This is a genomic window from Paraglaciecola arctica, assembly GCF_018861065.1.
GTDB lineage: Bacteria > Pseudomonadota > Gammaproteobacteria > Enterobacterales > Alteromonadaceae > Paraglaciecola > Paraglaciecola arctica_B.
In genome coordinates this window covers 66,646-87,439 of record NZ_JAHKQO010000049.1, presented here as the reverse complement: position 1 = coordinate 87,439, position 20,794 = coordinate 66,646, and the positions used below count along the sequence as shown (strand labels likewise).

The following is a 20,794-nucleotide window of genomic DNA, read 5'->3' as shown; positions in this document are numbered from 1 at the left end:
ACCTACTCGCAGCCAACATGATAAAACCACAACGGATTAATCTGTTTATGACTTACAAAGATCCTTGAGGTACTGTTCGTGAGACGGCATCACCTCAACACACCTTTGTGTAGCACGATGTAATTCGGCCATGCGCCTTTCCATCAAATCATCTTCTAGGATATCTGCAAGGGGATGGTATCTGCTAGGCTCAATATTTTGCCCGTTAAATACCGCAAACCAACTGACAGAACTAAATAATTCCAAATCTTCGCGATACAGTCGAGCATTTTCTTTATATATTGCAATTCGTTCTTCAAGGCTTTGGGGCAGCGCCATAGTGCGGCAGTAGTTCCAAAACGGGCTATCGTTTCGCTCGGTGGCGCAGTAATGCAAGATCAAAAAGTCGCGCACTTGTTCATACTCGGTATGAGTTTTGCGATTAAAATAATCGATATCGTGTTGATTAAACATTTTGTCAGGCCAATTCGTCATTAACCTTGCAATCGCACTTTGAATAAGATGAATTGAAGTAGACTCTAAAGGCTCTAAAAATCCCGCTGCTAGGCCTATTGATACCACGTTTTTGTTCCATGTTTTGTTGCGAACGCCAGTTTTAAAACGTAAAAATCGTGGCTCTGCAATGGCTGGAGTCTCAAGGTCTTTGTTTAGACTAGCTAGGGCTTCATCATCACTGATATATTGGCTGCAATAAACATAACCATTGCCGGTTCGCGATTGCAACGGAATGCGCCATTGCCAACCTGCTTCTTTTGCCGTAGCCCGTGTATACGGAGGTAAATCGTCTAACCGTTCAGTTAATCTCGCAACAGCTCTGTCACAAGGCAAATAGTGGCTCCAATCCTGGTAACCTGTTTTCAGGGTTTCTTCTATTAATAATCCCTTAAAACCAGAGCAATCAATAAAAAGATCGCCTGCAACCACATTGCCATTTTCAAGTTCAAGGCTTTCAATATGGCCATTTTCGTCATTTTGTTTGACTCTAACAATTTTACCTTCGGTACGTTTTACACCGCGTTTCTCTGCTACCTCACGCATATACTTAGCGTATAAAGCCGCATCAAAATGGTAGGCGTAATCCATGCTACTAAAGGGCGAAGCTTTTAAATCTGGTCTCGGATGTTGGAATTTACCGGCTTTGGCGGCAAGCCCTGGCAAACTAAACTCTGCGATTGGTTTTGCTGTACCTTTATGTTTCTGTCGCAGCCAGGTATGGTGGAAATGTACCCCTTGCATATCAATACCATAGGGGCCAAATGGGTGAACATAGCTATCACCTAATTTTCCCCAATTGACAAACTCAATGCCCAATTTGAAGGTTGCATTAGTTTGACGTAAAAACTCATTTTCATCTAAGCCAGCTAATCGATTAAAATATTTAATATGAGGAATGGTTGCTTCCCCCACCCCTACGGTGCCTATTTCTTGTGATTCAATCAGTTGAATATTTATATTTTTAGTACCGATCGATTTTGACAAGGCGGCAGCAGCCATCCATCCAGCGGTACCACCGCCAACAATAACGACATTTTTAATATTATTGTGGTTCAAGAATTTACTCCATTTGCGTATTTGTGAATGAATTCTGCGTGGGAAGGCAGGCGGCTGACCGCATGTACCATTGCATTGTTCATCGAATCTAAACTGCGTTGAATATCACTTACAGGAATGCCAGTTAAAATAGGCTCTTTAACTTCTGGCTCAATATTTTGCCCTAATAAAACAGCTATCCAACTAGGTTTAGAAAATAGCTCTTGATCATCGCGAAATACTCTGCCCGCGGCCCGAAACAACTCAATTTTATGTTGCAAGCAATCAGGGATAGGCATAGTTCGGCAATAGTTCCAAAAAGGTGTATCTTCTCTTGTTGTGGCGTGATAATGCAAAATGATAAAATCTCTAATTTGCATAAACTCTCTAGTCATCAAACGATTGTATTCTCGCTGCACCACTTCTGACAAATTACCATCGGGATAAAGTGAAATAAACCTAGCGATCCCTTGCTGAATAAGAAAAATAGAGGTTGACTCTAAGGGTTCTAAAAATCCCCCTGATAACCCAATTGCCACGCAATTTTTCACCCAAAACTTTTCTCTACAACCAGTTTGAAAGTGGATAGTTCGCGCATCACCAAGGGGTTTAGCATCTAAGCCATCAAGTAAAACCTGATTCGCTTGTTCGTCTGAAATAAAATCACTACAGTAAATATGCCCATTACCCGTGCGATGTTGAGTGGGAATTCGCCACTGCCAACCAGCTGTTTTTGCAGTTGATAGAGTATAAGGTGGAAGCGGTTCAATGCGCTCACTTGCCACTGCTTGAGCACGATTGCAAGGAAGCCAATGGCTCCAATCGTTAAACTTTACGCCTAGAGTCTTTTCTAGTAATAACGCCTTAAAACCACTGCAATCAATAAAAAAATCAGCGGCAACTTTGCGTCCATCCTGCAAAATAACACTTTGGATATTGCCAGATTCTTTATGTGTTTCTACATTTTCAATCTTACCTTCGATTCGCACTATGCCTCGCTGCTCGGCGTAATTTCGCAAAAAAACGGCATATGCTGACGCATCAAAATGATAGGCGTAACGAAGATGAGAAAGCACCGATTTAGGATTATTGTCAGGTAAAATAAACTTTGCCTGTTTCGCTGCAACTGAACAAATACTGTAATCTTCAAGCTTGGCAGTATTGCCCTGTTGTTTACTGTGCAACCAGTACTGATGGAAGTCGATGCCATTCATATCAACACCGTGCCCTCCAAATGGATGGAAATATTTATCGCCTAACTTGCCCCAATCACGAAACTCTATGCCTAACTTAAAGGTACCTTTAGTCGCAACAAGAAACTCTTGCTCGTTGATTCCCAGCATTCGATTAAAGTTGGCAATATCAGGAATAGTAGCTTCTCCTACTCCGATTGTTCCAATCTGTTCAGATTCGACTAGTTTAACTGACACGTTTTCAGGAAGCAGCATTTTGGAAAGCGCGGCAGCTGTCATCCAACCTGCCGTACCCCCTCCAATAATTGCAATGGTTTTTATATTGGAGTTAGCCATGCTTGTCGCTATTCCTTAAATAGGTAGTAAGTTTCTCTAAGTACACGTGATGTGCTGGCATACTTGCCGCCAAGTGTGCGATCCCCGCACGCATTCTGTCTAAATTTTTTTGAGTTTGCTGGAAATCGACTTGTTCAGCCATTCTGTCATAACGCTTGGGTACTCTTCCAAGGCCTGCATGCAATATGGCCCAATCTTGTTGGTTAAAAGGCTCAAAGTCATAAGCTGCCACAATGCCACGGTGTAAGTATTGAGAGAGCTTTCTATCAAGCTTTTCGCAATCCACATCACCAAGTTCACCTTGTCCTGCATACATTGCTCGATGAAACAGTTCTGCATGAATGATGTCATCTTGCGCTCTGCGATTGTATTCCTGACTTTCTATGTGTGTTTCAGGTTTTACAGGAATTAACTCCAAAAACCGCTCAATATCTTTCTTCAGCAAAATATACGCGGCTGGAGTAATAGGCTCTAAGGCATAGACTGAATGTCCTATGCCTAAACAATTTCCTTTCCAGGCTTGTCTACGACGTCCAAGTTCAAAAGTCTGACAGTTCTCGTTCTCACGATCTGTTGATGATTCGAACAATGATAGAATTTGATTGTTATCTCGCAGTGGAGTCACCGACTGCCACCCAGACTCACCGCCAGAGATTAGGCGATATGCTGGCCCAGTTTGTCCCACAGCATGAGTATCGGTAGATATATTCACAGCGCGTTGTTTCACAAAGTCCTCTGCTAGAGAGGCGAGCAGTTTACTGTCTGTGCCACTACAGTCAATATATAAGTCAGCCTGCTGTTTAGTGCCATCGTCGAGTTCGACGTAATCGATTTGGTTTTGATTTTCGCCTTGGTTCTGGCTTTGTTTCACCCTTGTAATATCGCCATGAATAATCTCGATTCTGGTTTTATCTGTTTGTTTATAGAAAACAGCCGACCACTGCACAGGGTCAAAGTGATATCCATATTCGGCCCGAGAAAGTGGTGATTGCAAATTGTCTGTGGGTGGGTGCGCAAAGGTCCCTTTCATAGCTGCTTGGGCACTAATTAAAAAATCACCAAGAGAGGTGCCATGCCTAGTCATAAAGTGATGTAACTCAACTCCAGCTGTTGCAGCAAAAGGCAAGTGAAAGCATTGCATCCAAGTGCGATTATGATTTCCCCACTCATTAAAATGGGTCCCGAACGAAAAAGTGCTATCTGTTTCTAGAATTAGTTGCGGCTCGGTCACGCCATATTTGAGATTAAACTGATAAGCCTCTGGTGAACTAATGCCACCATAGAGCATGTCACTTGTACTACTAGCCGCGGGCTTTACCCATTTAACTGAGATATTCTTTGGAAGGGTTTTGCTTAATGCTAATACTGTCATACTAGCGGCCAGTGAATTACCAAAAACTAAGAATTGAGTGTTATCTGGTTGCGACATTATTTAGCTCGTCGGAATTCGGTGTTAGATGCGGCGCCAAAACTACTTAAGAAGTCAGCATGAGTTTTAGCATACTGTACCGCGCCAGCAATATCCTCGCGCATAGCTTGTGAGCCTTGTTTGACTTGTTCAAAATTACTATTATCAACTCTAGGATCATAGTTTTTAGGTAACAGATTTTGCCCCATCATCACCGCGACCCAACTTGGTGGTAAAAACGCACCAAATTCATAGCGCTGGATATAACCTCTATGTAACCACATTTCAATTTTTTGCTGCAAACTTTCAGGCAAGGTCATATTTCTAAAATAACGCCACATTTCACTGTCATCACGCTTAGTTGCGACATAGTGCAACAATAAAAAGTCTCTTACACGTTCAAATTGCAGTGACATACGTACGTTGTATTCAGAAACATCGAGTGAACTAACAGTTTCATGTGGAAAAAGCTCAAGCAAGTTTGTAATGCCCTCTTGAATTAAGTGAATAGATGTTGATTCTAGGGGCTCGAGGAAACCAGCAGAAAGCCCTATAGCCACCACGTTATTTTTCCAGAAATGATTGCGCCGCCCTGTTTTAAAGAAAAGCTGTTTGGGATCACTTAACGCAGGACCATCAAGATTGTTGAGAAGTACAGCAACTGCTTCATCGTCTGAAATAAATTCGTTCCAATATACATGGCCATTACCGGTTCTATGTTGCAAAGGTATTCGCCATTGCCATCCTGCTTGCCTCGCAGTCGCTCGCGTATAAGGAGACAATTTCTGTTGGCGTTCACAGGGCACAGCTACCGCTCGATTGCAGGGCAACCAGTTTGACCAGTCTTGGTAACCAGATTTTAAGACTTGTTCAATCAACACACCGCGAAACCCAGAACAATCAACGAACAGATCGGCATCAATTTGTTGACCGTCATCTAATGTTATTGAAGTCACATCCCCTGTTTTGCTGTTGATTTGTGTATCTACTACCTTGCCTTCAATTCTACTCACACCATGAGATTCTGAAAAATGTCGCAAATATTTTGCATAAAGTCCGGCATCAAATTGATAGGCATAACCAAAAGCTTGTTGCAGTGGAGTTTTACCTGATTTAGGAAGCTGAAACTTGGCATTTTTAGCAGCAGTTATGCCAAAAGAATAATCATCTAAAACACCATAATCGCCATGTTGATTTAATTTGAGTAGATGCTGATAAAAATCAACATCGTTTATGCTCTGCCCAAAATCACCAAAAGGATGAATGTATTTGTCGCCTAGCCGACCCCAATCACAAAATTCAATGCCTAATTTAAAGGTCGCTTCGGTTTGCTTCATAAAGGCACTTTCATCAATTCCTAAAGCTTCATTAAACAACCTGATATGTGGTAACGTGGCTTCGCCGACCCCTACTGTACCTATAGCTTCAGATTCAACCAAAACAATTGATTTAATTACATTTTTTAGTTTTTTTGAAAGTGCTGATGCCGTCATCCAACCCGCAGTTCCACCACCAAGAATGCATACCCGCATACAATTAATGTTCCTTACTCATTTACAGAGCTTTTATTAAGTCACTTTTATTTTGTAACATACTTTTTAGTAAAGAACGTTAGATTGTTAACGTTTACATAAAAATATGTAAATCCTACCATAAGCCTTAAAATCTACCACGTCTCCTTACATTTTTGTAAATTTATGTAGTTTTTTATGAAAACGTTTTCTTTTTTGTTACAAGGTTGTTAAGCTTTGTTTGTTAGAAAAATAAAAAGGCTATATTTGAGAGGGTTGACAGCTCAGTCCGTCTCGTCGCTGCTTAGGACCATTTTGTCGTAAAAGTCGAGCTTTTTAAAACCAATAGCTTAATTTTCCTAACCTGGTATCACCTTGTAATTAACACATACAACAAATTAATAACAAAGAACACACTGGAGAGAACATGAACACACAAAAGAAATCGATTCTCGCTTCATCGGTGAAAGTAGCGCTTTATGGCGCTACCGCGCTCATGACGTCGCTTTCTGCACACAATGCAACGGCGCAGGAAGCCGTAGATGAAAATGCCGAAGAAGTAATTGAAGTTAGAGGTATTCGTGGTGCTTTGGCGAATGCTGCAGAATTAAAACGTGAATCCAGTACCTTTATGGATTCTATTACCGCATCAGATGCAAACGCACTGCCAGATTTATCTGTTGCAGAAGCGCTTTCTCGTGTGCCAGGTGTGACAGTTACAAAATTTGATATAGGTGCTGATGGTGGTGATTTCCCTTCTGCAGAAGGTTCAGGAAACCTAATTCGTGGTCTAGGACTGATTCGCTCTGAATTAAATGGTCGTGATGCGTTCACGTCAGATGGTAGTCGCGCACTAGATTGGTCAAGTATTCCTCCGCAAATGATCGAAGGTGTTGACGTATACAAAAACCAAAGTGCTGACCTTATTGAAGGTGGTATAGGTGGTAGCATTAACCTTAGGACAATTGAACCTTTTGATAGAGAGGGTTTTTTTGGTGTGGTTTCGGTCGATGGTACATATAGCGATTTGAGGGAAGAAACCACTCCTACAATGAGTGCTATCTTTAGTAACCGTTGGGAAACCGATGCGGGTGAATTTGGTCTTTTAGGCTCGTTTTCTCGTTCTGAATTAAAATCACTTTTCAACGGTTATCAATCGGGCGCCATAGTGCCAGTTCCTGTAGGTTCGGTTGCTGGTGATAGATTTCCAGATTTGGATGTAGAAGATTTCACCGGTGATATGATACCAACAGAGGGACAAACTGTGGGTATTATCAACGGATTTCAGCTTCGCGCTACTGAAGTTGATAGAGAGCGCAGTAACGTTTACCTAGCTGGTCAGTGGAGAAGTTCCGACGAATCATTTAAGGCGACAGTTAAATATGTTCGTGTAGACAACGAAGTATTTGACTTAGAGCGAACAACAGAATGGCAAGACGGTGGTGTGGCTTTTGCCCTTACTACTGCAGATTCTAATATTATTGCGAACAATGTTTCATTAACTCCATATACATCGTCAGGTGTACCTCGTTGTGGTAACGGCGCTGTAGCAGGTGACGATGACGATGGAAATGCGTTATCACAGGGTTTTTGTAGTGAACTTGTTGCCGTAGACGGAGGCTTGTTTGAAGAGGGCCTAATATCTTCTAACGAGAGTAGTTGGTATGGTGCTCCTGGTGCACAAATAGGTAACCTTGGAATAGGTAGAAGTACAGAAACTACCACTGACGACATCAGTGTTAATATTGAATGGGCGGTTGATGACCAATGGTTTGTTGAATTTGACGCTCATCGCACTACCTCCGAGCTAACCAAGAGAGATCAATGGATTGGGGCAACAACTCATTTGGATTTCAGAAGTCGTCCTAACCTCAATGATCCAGAAATTGAATTCTTTTATAACGATGGCTTTGCTTTTAACCAAGATTTCGTTTTGGATGCGGGCAATAATGTTGTACCTACCGCTGCGCCAACCTCTACCGCTGATCCAGCAGGTTACTTTATGGGGTATGCAGCTGATAGATACCAAGACGGTGAAGGTGATTCGAACGCAGTTAAGGTAGACGCAACATACAACTTTAATCCAGATGGCGACGACTGGTTCCAATCAGTTAAGTTTGGCGTACGCCGTGCAGAACGCGAACAAATTTACCAAGACGCAGGCCTAAACTGGCAAGGTGTAAGCCAAGCATGGGCGGGGGGTATTGCAAGATACAATGCCTTCGATACGGTAGCCCATCAAACTTACGATTTTGCTGATTTCCAACGCGGCGGCGTGGTAGTTGGCGATAATACTGAATTCGTTTATGCCCATCCCGATTTTTTAAGAAATCCAGATTCGTTTTATGACTTTTTGGCTAATGAGCCAGATTTAAATACAGGCACTGATCCAGACAACACGCGAACGGGAGACTATAGTCCATTTGCTAATGGTCGTAGAGATGCCAATTACGTCGAACAATACACTGACGGGCAAACCGCAAACGTCAGCGAAGTGGTAACCAATTTATATATACGCTTTGACATTGCGCAAGATTTTGATAATGGCATGTTCTTAGAAGGAAACTTTGGTGTTCGCTATGTCAAAATGGACATCGATTCAAAAGGTTCATTCCAATACAGTGAGTTTGCCGTGGACGAACAACAAGCAGATCGTCCAGCAGAACTTGAAGCTATTGATAGTATAAGAGACTTCCTACCGGAATCAGCAGCTTACCTTGACCAAGGAGACACCGACAGAACGCTTGGATTAGATGAAGATTACTATCTGCCCTCCTTAAACCTTAAATTAAATTTAGATGATGAGTGGTTAGTTAGATTGGGATTAAGCCAAGGTTTAACACTGCCTAATATTTCTGATTACAGTGCTTCTCAATCAGTACGAGCAATAACTTCTATTAGTTTCCCAGAAATTGAACCTGGAGAGCCTGAGCCTATCGGAGCCTTAGGAGCTGCTGTTTCAAGACTGTTAGTTACAGGTGGTAACCCTGATCTAGAACCAACTTTAGCAGTGAACTTTGACTTAGCTGTTGAATGGTATGGTGAGGGTGGTAATTACTTCAGTTTGGCATTTTTTAACAAAGATATTAAAGATATAGTCCAAACTGACACCATTGTGCAGGTTGACTCAGTTGCATTAGACGGCGCTGAGGTACCTATTTTCTATCAAGGTGCAGTCAACCAGTCAGATGCAACGGTTGCTGGATTTGAAATTTCGGGACAATACTTTTTTGACCAACTAGACGGTATTTGGTCAAACTTCGGGATTCAGGCTAACTATACCAAACTTGACGTCGATGCCGATTCGCCCGAACGTTCATTAGATGCAGATGGTGATGGCAATCCTGATAGCTTTGATGGCATAGTCCGAATTGAGACACTGAACGGTATTATTGGTCAATCTGAAAACTTTGCCAATGTAGTGGGTATGTATCAAGATGACAAGCTAGAAGTACGTATTGCTTATCAGTATCGTGACGAGTTCTTAAACTCCTACGAAACCTTTATAACGGGTAATCCCAATATACAGGATTCAAATTTCTCCTTGGACGCGTCAGTTAAATATCAAATAACTGACAACTTACAGGTAAGCTTACAAGGAACAAACTTGACGGATGAACTGCAAACATCGAAAGATATCTTGAATGAAGGTGGTGAAACATTCCAACGTTCAAGTTTCATGTTTGATCGTAGATTCCAATTTGGCGTGCAATACACATTCTAGAATGGGTATTCAAGCCTAAGAAAAAGCCGCGAAATAGTAATCTTTAGCGGCTTTTTTGTTTCCAAACAATTCAGTAAAACGCTGACCAAATCAATTAAATGAGTTTACCAAGGTATAGAATAATTGGGTGCTGCACTTGAGATTAGCCGCACTCATTATTGCGGACAATTAGCCTAATTAAATGACAAAAATTTAGATTAGCCTGTTACTAACATAATATCTCGCAGCAACTTATTAACTTCCTCTGCAGGCGTTTCAAACTTCACTCCGTAATACAAACAAACTTCATCAGATTTGCTATTCATAATAGTACCTTCCAAAAAAGAGTACTTATCTTTAGACGCCGCGAAATACATTTTCACTGCTTGCCTAAGTTTTGGTTTGATGACACTGCCTTTTTTTATACTCATTCGACATCCATTTACGGATATATCTAGTACCACCGAATCACAAATAACTGCATCACTTTGTGCATCCAATAGTCTGGTTGCAATTCGCGTATTGGCTCTGGGTTCTGCTCGTAGATCGTGACTCTGGATAAAAAGAGGAAAACTCGTAAATATTAGATGGCTTGGCTTAGTGGTAACTAAGATTATGGATACCTTAAACGCGATAATTTCCCCAGTATCATCTTCGAGAATATATCTGGCAATAATTTCCTTGTCTTTAAAGATACCGTCACCTAAAGGTCCCCACTTCCCCTCGTCTGGATATCTAAAAATCATACACCGGGTGCCATCCATACCCACAAATTCGGTGCGTACCCTTTTCGTAGTGGTAGCGGTTGTCAATTGTAAATCAATGGGACGACTAGGACGCATGGAGCGAATCTTTTTAAGATCTTCGTTGGTGAGACCAACTTTTTCCTGCAAAATTGCCATTTAATTAAAAATCCTCGGACGGCTTTGATATCATCTTGGGTGTTACATCAATTAAGTTGATGTTAAATAAAGTATTTATAAACAACAAGTAACTAAACGATGTTTATGTGACTAATCATCATTAATCACTACCAAAGTGATAATGTCAAAGAATAGAGAAACACCATGCAGACTTCCCCTCATTCCATTCAATATCAAGTAGGTGTTTCATCTATTGCCGGTCATACCTTTGATGTTCGCCTGCGAATTGAAACCCCTGATAAAAATGGACAAATACTCACATTGCCAGCCTGGATCCCGGGTAGTTACATGATCCGAGATTTTGCCAAAAACATCATCACCATTAACGCACAAGATGATAGTGGCAATAATATAGACATCATTAAAATCGATAAACAGACTTGGAAAGTACAGGCCGTTAGCGCAGCAATCATTGTTAAATATCAAGTTTACGCTTTTGACCTTTCTGTAAGAGGCGCCTATATCAACGATGAATTCGCGTTTTTCAATGGCACCAATATGTTTTTGGCAGTACAAGGACAAACCGAAAAACCTTGCGCTCTAGTGATTACAAAACCTAGCCACACTGACCTAGAGCATTGGCAAGTTGCCACAACTATGCCAACTAAGATGCAAGCCCCCCATGAATTTGGCGATTATTGGGCGAGTAATTACGAAGAATTAATTGACCACCCCGTTTTAATGGGTGAATTCGATATTTTACCATTTAGTACATCAGGTGTTGAATTTGAACTGATTCTAGCAGGTGGGCACCAAGCTGATGTATCTCGAATAACACAAGATTTAACTACAATTTGTCAACATCACGTTGAGTTTTTCGCTGATGCTCCCCCTGTGGCTAGATATCAATTTATCACGCTTCTTACCGACAACGCCTTTGGTGGACTTGAGCACATTAGTTCCACCGCGTTGATGTATAGTAGAAATGCATTGCCTAGGCTCTCTGACGCGGAAAAAATGACTGAGGGATATCAGGTTTTCCTTAGTTTGTGTAGTCATGAGTTTTTTCACACTTGGCATGTAAAGCGAATCAAACCCCAAGAATTATTTGCAGCAAGTTTAGATAAAGAAAGACATACCGAACAATTATGGATTTACGAAGGTTTCACTAGTTATTATGACGACCTTAGTCTTTTACGCTGCAACATCATTTCACAAGCTGAATATTTAAAAATTGTTGCTCAAAACCTCACTCGATTAATTCGCAATAAAGGACGCTTTAAACAAAGTATTAGCGACTCCAGTTTTGATGCTTGGACGAAGTTTTACAAACAAGATGAAGGCGCTGTAAATAATATCGTCAGCTACTATAACAAAGGCGCAATTCTCGCCATGTGTTTGGATTTATTGATAAAAAAACATAGTGATGGAAAATACAATCTAGATACTGTGATGAGTTACTTGTGGCAGTTGCATGGTAAACACAACATCCCTACCCCTGTCGATGTTATCCAAAAGATTCTTGCCACTCAAATGAATCTAGACCTTAGCGACTTTTTCAAATCAGCTTTGTATTCCACTCAAGAGCTACCATTTAATGAGTTATTGGCGACATTTGGAGTAAAGTGCAACTTTTCACCCAAACAGAATCTTGAAGATAAGGGTGGTGACCTAGCGTCAACTCCTATAAAAATTGAATTTGGCGCACAAGTCAAAGCACTAGAAACAGGTTTACAAATCACACAAGTAACAGAACAAACGGCCGCCTATCAATCGGGATTACAATTCGGTGACCTGCTAATAGCGATGGATGAATGGGTAGTGAGTAAAGAAAATCTCGTTGCTCAACTCAACAACTATAGGATTGGTGATTCGATTCAACTCAGCGTCATTCGCGACAAAAAGCTCAAAAATATGACTTTTATTGCTGTCGAAGCCCCTTGCGACACAATTGCATTAGAAGTGATTAATCAGGAATTATGCGATAGCTGGTTAGAGTAAATAGCTAAATAGCTAAATAGCTAAATAGCTAAATAGCATATTCAGCCTATTAGACAGCGATTAAATAGGTAATTTACGTTTGATTTGTTGCCTTAAAGCATGGTGGGTTTCTCAACAATCTACGGCAACAAATTCAGACTAAACAACACACTATGCGCACCGACCGACACGCACCAACAGAAAACGTTTTCAAAAACCCAAAAACCACAGCATTCACAACTATAACTGCCACCAAATGAGCAATAAACAACCAAGCACGTGATATTTTTTACCCACCACAAGAACAAAAACAAAACCAATTAACAATTAAGCAACAATAAAGTTGACAAAAACTAACCACATAGTTAAATTATGAAAACGTTTTCAGGAGGTATTTATTGCTACAAGTATAGTACTTGTTTGAAAACAACGGGATCTTGGCGCTGTTAGCGAGTTACAGGGATAAATCGCAATAGCGCCATGAAACACCCACGAATTAGCGGATGTGAAAAAACGTAAGAGTCAAATTAATATACGGAGTACCCACTTTTAATCACCACGCTTATTGTTAAAAGTGCGTTAAAAAAACGCTAAAAATTAACGCACAGTTAACGTTTTCATAACGCAAATATGAAAGCGTACTGATAAGAAAAATTGCTGCGGCGGACAATTATAAAACTAAATTTATTGCTAGATGTAAGCCGTTTAAGTTCAAGTTACTAACAAAACTACAGGACACACTATGAGTACCCATAATAAATTTAGAAAGTCATTGCTGACCCAAAGCATTTCATTATTGATTGGTTCAGCGTTCGTTATTCCAACATTTGCTCAAGAAGCTGCAGAAGAGACTGAGGTCATCGAAGTTAGAGGTCTCCGCGGCAGTTTACAAGCCGCTACAGCGATTAAGCGCACATCAATGGGGGTGGTAGATGCCATATCTGCCGAAGATATCGGTAAGTTCCCAGATACTAACTTAGCAGAGTCGCTGCAACGTATTACCGGTGTTTCTATTAGCCGGGTCAACGGTGAAGGTTCAGAAGTTACCGTTCGTGGCTTTGCTGGTGGTAACAATATGATTACCCTAAATGGTCGTACCATGCCAGCTGCCACCACCTATGGTGCAGGCAGTGGCGCTGACGGTACCACTCGAGGTGGTAGTACTCGCGCCTTTGATTTTGGTAACTTAGCGTCTGAAAGTGTAAAAGCAGTTGAAGTATATAAGACCGGCAAAGCGAGTATCGCAACCGGTGGGATTGGCGCGACCATCAATATCGTTACTGCTAAACCTTTAGATAGAGAAGGTTTTGTCGCGAGTGCCGGAGTGAAAGCCACACACGATACCACTAATCGAACAGGTAGTGATATTACACCAGAGCTATCAGGATTGATGAGCTTTACCAATGACGATTCCACCTTTGGTGTGGGTTTGAGCTTTAGCCATCAAGAGCGGGATTCTGGTTATACAGGAGCAACAGTCAACGACTGGAATATTGGCTATTGGGGAGACCTCACTGATCCCGATGGTTTATACAACAACAATACCACAGCAGAGTATATCAATCCGCCAGCTGACGGTCAGTTGTATGCTCGTCCCAACGATATTCGCTACGCCTTTTCTAATACGCAACGGGTAAGAGACAACGCTCAACTCACATTGCAATTTGCTCCTTCTGATAAATTGACAGGAACAGTCGATTATACCTACGCTCAAAACGAAATTAGCGAGCATCGCGGTGAGATAACTAACTGGGTGCAGAATGGCTCTAACGTGGTACGTGTAGAATTTGACGACTCTGTAGTTAAAACCCCTTTGTATATCGCTGAAAGTTACGGTGGGGCTGTGGATGAAGGTTACGAACAACAATGGCGTGAACAAACCAACACCTTAGATTCGCTTGGTTTGAACCTTCAATACCAAGTAAGTGATAACTTAAGCTTAACTTTAGATGCCCATAGTTCAGAAATGGAAAGTGTGGGAACCGGGCCTCGCAACACTGGTGAACTAGCAGTAGGCTTAGGCGCACCTATTGTTACTTCGCGGGAATGGTGGTTTGGTTCAGATCTACCTACTTATCTGAATGTTTACGATGATACTATTGAAGGCAAAGGCGCGAATCCTAACGGGCAAGTTGATCCGTTAGACGTGGGTTCTTCAATCGCTCGCTTACGTAACGCTGGGCAAAAAACAGACATCACTCAAGTCCAAGTCGGCGGGACTTACGAATTTGACGACGGCAAGTTTGACTTCGGAATAGAAAGCCGCGAAATGGAATCTCGCACCTTTCAAACCTCTGGAAACAATATTGCAATGGGTAACTGGAACGTTGGTAACCCAGGTGAATTCGGCGATTTAATTCAACCATTTGATTTACCTGGTGAGTTTGAAGACTATGATACGAATTCTGGTGGATACGGTTTTATCGCAGATCCGAGAGAATTATATGACGCTGGAGTAGCGCTGTATCCCGGCATTCCCACAGCCTCTGAAACCACATTTTCAACCGACAATACAGTGGTAGAAGACATGTTAGCCGCTTATTTTCAGTTTTCAGTTAGCGGCGAAGTGGGTGGTATGCCATTCGATTTACTTGCAGGGCTACGTTACGAAACCACAGATGTAGAATCCACGTCTTTAGTTAGTTCAGTATACTTCAATTGGGAAGACAACAACGATATAAACGCAGTGGTCGATGGCAGTGTTGCTCCCTCCCCCGTATCGGCTTCAACTAGTTACGACAATATGTTGCCAAGCATGGACTTTACTCTGCATTTAGACGACGATTTGATTAGCCGTTTCTCATTCAGTAAAACCATAGCGCGAGCAGGTTTAGGTAATTTAGGCGTATCGGCATCCAACTTTGGCGGCGGCGGCGGTTCTACATTATTTGGTGCTATTCCTACCGCTAATGCCTCTAATCCCGGCTTGTTACCTCTCGAATCCACCAACTTTGATTTATCTTTAGAATGGTATTATGACGACTACAGCTATGCATCAGCTGGGATGTTCCAAAAGAATGTTATTAACTTTATTGGTTCACGCCAAGTGGATCAAACGTTATTAGGCATACAGGACGTAACTGGAGGACCACGGGCACAAGCAGCGGCACAAGCGGTTCAGGATGGCGGGTTCCCGTTAGACGATACTTATTTATACGCAATGATGGTATTTATGGAGTATAACAACGACCCAATAATTACCGATGAATATGGTACAAACCCAACTTTTACAGGTGATCAAGCACAAATAGATTTCCTCGCAAATACAGCTGGATTAGATTTAACTGCCAACGCTGACGATCCCCTCGTTACCTTTCGAACAAACACGCCAGACAATAGCCGTGAAGCCAAACTCTATGGCATGGAGTTTGCGGTACAGCACTTCTTTGGAGAGACAGGATTCGGATTATCGGCCAACTATACACTAGTGCGAGGCGATGTAGGTTTTGACGTGACTGCTGATCCCAACGTGTCACAATTTGCACTTGTGGGCTTAAGTGATACTGCTAACTTAGTGGCATTGTATGAAAAGGATGGCATTCAAGCGAGGATTGCATACAACTGGCGTGGCGAATACCTTAAAACAATAAACAAAGGCAGTTCTAATAACCCAGAGTTTGAAGAAGCCTATGCTCAAATAGATATGAATGTCAGTTACGACATTAATGAGAATTTATCTGTTTTTGTCGAAGCGTTAAATGTTACCGGTGAAGACAGCCGTTCCCATGCTCGAAATGAGACCCAACTGTGGTATTTGACTGACTTAGGCGCCCGTTACCAATTGGGCGCGCGATACGTGTTCTAACTGGCTACACTCCAATAATCTCGAGGAGTGACAGTTAGCAAATGAAATAAGCCGTTGGAGACAACGGCTTATGTATTTTGTATTCAAGCAGAAAATACGTTTATATACATATTTATGGTTAAACAAGAAGGGTTGCAATTTTTATTAAAAATAATATTTGATTGCGTCCTCCTAAAGGAAAATTAGTTATGCCAAAGCATGTTTTACTCAACAATGTTGATCATCAGGAAGTTAAAGTACTCAGTAAATTTGCAGCTGATTTAGGTGACAATATTGCCAGTGTTCTGGCGTATCCAACTGAGTTTGTAGAATTACAAAAGGAATACACCATTGTTTTTCGCAAGGACGAACAATCACACAAATTCAGTGCTGCAGTATTACTGGGTTTGCAAAAGGGAGAAAATTTGTATCTCGATCCCAAGAGTCACTTAGGATGGGCAGCAAATTATATACCTAGTTCCGTTATGCGCGGCCCCTTTCTTATAGGGTTTCAACAGCAACAGGAAAACGGTCAGACTATTTCCACACCTGTGGTTCACATGGATATGGACCATCCGAAAGTAAATTCTGCTGATGGAGAAGCTTTATTTCTTCAAAATGGTGGAAACTCGGATTATTTGCAGCAAATTTCAACCCGATTGATGTCTATCCATCAAGGCATGTTAATGCAAGATACATTGTTTGAGTTATTGTCTGAAATGCAATTGATTGAAGCGGTGAATATAGACTTTGATTTAAGCAATGGAGAAAAACATCGTTTGCTGGGTAATTACACTATTAACGAAGAAAAATTAGCTGCACTCGATATTCGCGAATTAGACAAATTACACAAGTCAGGCTTGCTACCGTTAGTGTACGCGGTGATCGCTTCTATCACTAACGTTAAGAACTTAATTGATACAAAGAACCAGAGACTAGCATAATGAATCGTTGCTTAACCAAAACAAACCGCAAAATAGCATAATGTTAAATATTGCGAAAAGGACTCGAACACTAGAAAACTGTGAAGTGGGTCATATTCCAGAAGATATTAGTTCTTATACTGAGCCTGTGATACTCAAAGGCATCGTTAAAAACTGGGAAATGGTAGAACTGGGGCAACGTTCTGTGCCAAAAACAGTAGAATATCTAAAGTCCTTTTACAATGGCAAACCAACGTTTGCGTATTTTGGTGCGCCCGAACTACAAGGTCGCTACGGCTACAACGCTGACGTCACTCAGTTAAATTACGAATCCCGAGCAACACAAATAGATGAAGTTCTGGATTTAATTCTTCAACATTTAGACGACGATCACCCCCCAAGTTATTACATCGCTTCCAATGTTATTGACCAAAGTTTTCCGAAATTTAGAGAACACAATGACTTGCATATCCCTATCAAACCTAATGAAGTCACAACCGAACCGCCAGTGCCCAGCATATGGATAGGTAATAAATCTGTCGCGAGGGGCCACTATGACGCGTCAGATAATATTGCCTGTTGTGTGGTAGGAAAAAGAAGGTTTATCACTTTTCCACCAGACCAAATAGAGAATTTATATCCTGGGCCGTTATCCCCAACGCCAGGAGGGCAAGCCTTAACCATGGTAGATATCCATAACCCAGATTTTAGTCAATATCCCAACTATAAAAAAGCTCAGGCTGCTGGGCAAGTTGCCGAGTTAGAGCCAGGAGATGGAATATTTATTCCAAGTATGTGGTGGCATCAAGTAGAAGGCCTAAGTCAATTTAATGTATTGGTTAACTACTGGTGGAGTGATGCCCCCAAATTTATGGGGTCAGCGATGAATGTGTTGTACCACGCCATGCTGAGTTTACGAGACAAACCACAACATGAAAAAGACGCCTGGAAACACGTATTCAATTATTATATTTTTGGTGACGGTTCACAATCTGCCGCGCACCTTCCAGAGCATGCCCGAGGGTTCCTCGAGGAAATGGATGAACGCAAATCAAAACAACTCAGATCTATGTTGCTTAACAAGCTAAACAGATGAATATGAACTAAGTCCCTAAATGGAAGCTATCGTGCAAAACTCAAGTATTAAAAAAGTGGTGATTGCTGGAGGTGGTACTGCAGGCTGGATAGCCGCAGCAGCATTGTCTAAACAACTAGCAGGGCTGATAGAAGTGACTTTGATTGAATCACAAGCCATTGGTACTGTGGGTGTAGGAGAGGCAACCATTCCACCTATTCAGCTCTTCCACAATTTACTAGGAATAGATGAACAGGCTTTTATGCGAGCCACTGAAGCCACATTTAAGCTGGGGATTTCCTTTGAGAATTGGGGACAAATCGGTGATAGCTATATTCACCCATTTGGAACTACTGGTAAAGGCAGCTTTCTAGCAGAGTTTCAGCACTTCTGGTTACATGGTCTTAGTCGGGATATCACCGAAGAGTATGGTGAGTATTCATATGAAGTTCAGGCTGCTAAAGCCCATAAATTTGGCAAATCTGCCAATTCAGGTATTAATTATGCGTATCATCTCGACGCTACTTTATACGCTGGTTTTTTACGTAACTTTTGTGAAGGTCTAGGTGTAAAAAGAATTGAAGGTAAAATTACTCACGTCAAACAACATCAACACAACGGTTACATAGATTCAGTGACTATTGAATCAGGAGAGGAAGTGGCCGGAGACCTATTTATCGATTGTACTGGTTTTCATGGTTTATTAATCGAACAAACTCTTAAGACCGGTTATGAATCTTGGCAGCATTGGTTACCCTGTGATTCAGCCGTAGCAGTGCAAACCGAATCAACTGATAATTTACCCCCCTATACCCGCTCTATTGCCCATGAAAGTGGCTGGCAATGGCAAATTCCCTTGCAACATAGAGTCGGTAATGGTTTGGTTTACTGTAGTCAATATCTCAGTGATGACCAAGCCAGAGAACGACTATTAAATAATCTCGATTCAAAACGAATAAATGAACCGAGAGTATTGAGATATAACACCGGTCGACGCAACAAGTTTTGGAATAAAAACTGTGTTGCCCTTGGTTTATCCAGTGGATTTGTAGAACCTTTAGAATCGACCAGTATTTATATGTTTATGAACGGCATCATTAGACTTTTACGATTATTCCCTTTTGATGGCGTATCTCAGGCAAAAATTGACGAATATAATCAACAATCTATTTCAGAAGCAGAGAAAATTCGAGATTTTATTATTCTTCATTATCACGTGACTGAGCGTGAAGACAGCCCATTTTGGCACTACTGTAAACACATGCAAATACCTGATTCATTAGCGCACCGTATTGAGTTATTTAAAGAAAATGCGCACGCTTTCCAAACTGGCGAAGAGTTGTTTAGACTCGAATCCTGGACCCATGTCATGCTTGGTCAAGGTTTAATACCGCAAAGTTACCACAAAATCATCAGTACTATCCCCGACACACAACTTAAAGCCCACCTACAGAATATTCGAGCAACTATCACTCAAGCGGTAGATAAATTGCCGGATCATGCCGCGTTTATTCAACGTTATTGTAGATAGGCCAGTTGAGAACTGATGCAACTTTCTTTAGATCCAAACTTCAAAATTACCAAGAGTCGCTTTGGCAAAGAGCAAGCACCATTGATAATAATTGATAATTTTATCAATCAGGCAGAACAACTAGTTGAACACGCGTCGCAACAACATTTTATTGCCAACTCACCCTACTACCCTGGTGTCAGAGCAAAGGCCCCGTTGAACTATCAGCAGTTACTTTTACAACAATTACAAACTACCCTAATCGAATATTTTGAATTAGAGACCCACGCGTTGTCATTGTCGGTTTGTCATTATTCAATTGTAAGCACAGCACCCCAGCGACTAAAGTTATTACAACGTATTCCTCACTTTGATTCATTGGACAAAAACGGTTTGGCGGCGGTGCACTATTTGTTTCAAAAAGATCTAGGCGGAACGTCATTTTATCGACATAGGAAAACGGGATTCGAGTTCATCAATCAGCAACGTGAATTAGACTATTATCGCTCACTGGAAAGTGAAAATGATGGAGAAAACATGCCAAGAGCGGGCTATATTAATGGCGATACCGCTTTATTTGAGCGTATTGCTGAACCTAAAGGATTGTTCAACCGCCTCATCATCTATAGACGAAACTCGCTGCATTCTGGCTCGATTAGTGAAAGTTTACCTTTAGACCCCACTCCAATGAACGGACGTTTATCAATTAGCACTTTTTTAGATCCTAAATGATAAAACAGTTTAGGCATAAGCTATGCGCCTACGGCTAACCACTAATCACATCCCTAATTGAATTAAAGTATCGACGCTATTTTTAATTAAGATTGAGATGATTTGTGGCCCCCAAATATTGGTTTTTGAGAATTAAATTGAATCTATCATTGAAAACGTTTTCATAATGATTTATTTTGTTAACAACTTATTAATAAACTCGTTATTCAATTCAAATCGGTTGTAATGCATAACAGTCAAATAATT

12 protein-coding genes are annotated in these 20,794 nt (G+C 41.3%); 7 read left to right on the top strand and 5 right to left on the bottom strand.

What is annotated here, in order from left to right:
- Positions 1–45: 45 nt before the first annotated feature.
- Genes KO534_RS21790 through KO534_RS21775 form a run of 4 tightly spaced genes read right to left on the bottom strand, consistent with a single transcriptional unit; the run spans position 46 to position 5,999 of the window.
- Positions 46–1,551, bottom strand: a complete 1,506-nt coding sequence (locus KO534_RS21790; RefSeq protein ID WP_289849294.1) for a tryptophan halogenase family protein — start codon at positions 1,549–1,551, stop codon at positions 46–48.
- Positions 1,548–3,059, bottom strand: coding sequence for a tryptophan halogenase family protein (locus KO534_RS21785; RefSeq protein WP_215933314.1), 1,512 nt, complete (start codon positions 3,057–3,059; stop codon positions 1,548–1,550). The genes KO534_RS21790 and KO534_RS21785 overlap by 4 nt, the downstream gene beginning before the upstream one ends.
- Entirely contained in the window at positions 3,052–4,488 is a 1,437-nt protein-coding gene (locus KO534_RS21780) for a tryptophan 7-halogenase (protein WP_215933312.1), read from the bottom strand. Before KO534_RS21780 ends, KO534_RS21785 begins: the two co-directional genes overlap by 8 nt.
- On the bottom strand, positions 4,488–5,999 hold the full coding sequence (locus tag KO534_RS21775; RefSeq protein WP_215933310.1) for a tryptophan halogenase family protein: 1,512 nt from the start codon (positions 5,997–5,999) through the stop codon (positions 4,488–4,490). The genes KO534_RS21780 and KO534_RS21775 overlap by 1 nt, the downstream gene beginning before the upstream one ends.
- 406 nt (positions 6,000–6,405) lie before the next feature.
- On the opposite strand from KO534_RS21775, the gene KO534_RS21770 reads away from it, so the two are divergent.
- Positions 6,406–9,702 carry a TonB-dependent receptor gene (locus KO534_RS21770; protein ID WP_215933308.1) on the top strand — a complete coding sequence of 1,099 codons (3,297 nt, stop codon included), beginning with the start codon at positions 6,406–6,408 and terminating at the stop codon, positions 9,700–9,702.
- A gap of 197 nt (positions 9,703–9,899) precedes the next feature.
- Here the strand turns inward: KO534_RS21770 and KO534_RS21765 are convergent, their stop codons facing one another.
- The gene (locus tag KO534_RS21765) at positions 9,900–10,583 is read right to left on the bottom strand and encodes a flagellar brake domain-containing protein (protein ID WP_215933306.1); all 684 of its coding nucleotides are present in this window, start codon (positions 10,581–10,583) and stop codon (positions 9,900–9,902) included.
- A 165-nt stretch (positions 10,584–10,748) separates the two neighbouring features.
- Between KO534_RS21765 and KO534_RS21760 the strand changes: the two genes are divergently transcribed.
- From KO534_RS21760 to KO534_RS21735, 6 genes are all read left to right on the top strand, one after another.
- Complete coding sequence (locus KO534_RS21760; RefSeq protein WP_215933304.1) at positions 10,749–12,545, top strand: M61 family metallopeptidase; 1,797 nt, start codon at positions 10,749–10,751, stop codon at positions 12,543–12,545.
- 721 nt (positions 12,546–13,266) lie between these two features.
- Complete coding sequence (locus KO534_RS21755) at positions 13,267–16,329, top strand: TonB-dependent receptor (protein WP_215933301.1); 3,063 nt, start codon at positions 13,267–13,269, stop codon at positions 16,327–16,329.
- 188 nt (positions 16,330–16,517) lie between these two features.
- Positions 16,518–17,252 carry a SapC family protein gene (locus KO534_RS21750; protein ID WP_215933299.1) on the top strand — a complete coding sequence of 245 codons (735 nt, stop codon included), beginning with the start codon at positions 16,518–16,520 and terminating at the stop codon, positions 17,250–17,252.
- A 40-nt stretch (positions 17,253–17,292) separates the two neighbouring features.
- Positions 17,293–18,327: a cupin-like domain-containing protein gene (locus KO534_RS21745; protein ID WP_215933296.1), complete on the top strand. Its 1,035-nt coding sequence runs from the start codon at positions 17,293–17,295 to the stop codon at positions 18,325–18,327.
- 19 nt (positions 18,328–18,346) lie between these two features.
- The gene (locus tag KO534_RS21740; protein WP_215933294.1) at positions 18,347–19,837 is read left to right on the top strand and encodes a tryptophan halogenase family protein; all 1,491 of its coding nucleotides are present in this window, start codon (positions 18,347–18,349) and stop codon (positions 19,835–19,837) included.
- Positions 19,838–19,852: 15 nt separating this feature from the next.
- A complete protein-coding gene (locus tag KO534_RS21735; protein WP_215933292.1) occupies positions 19,853–20,548 on the top strand; it encodes a DUF6445 family protein in 696 nt (231 codons plus the stop codon).
- Positions 20,549–20,794: the final 246 nt, after the last annotated feature.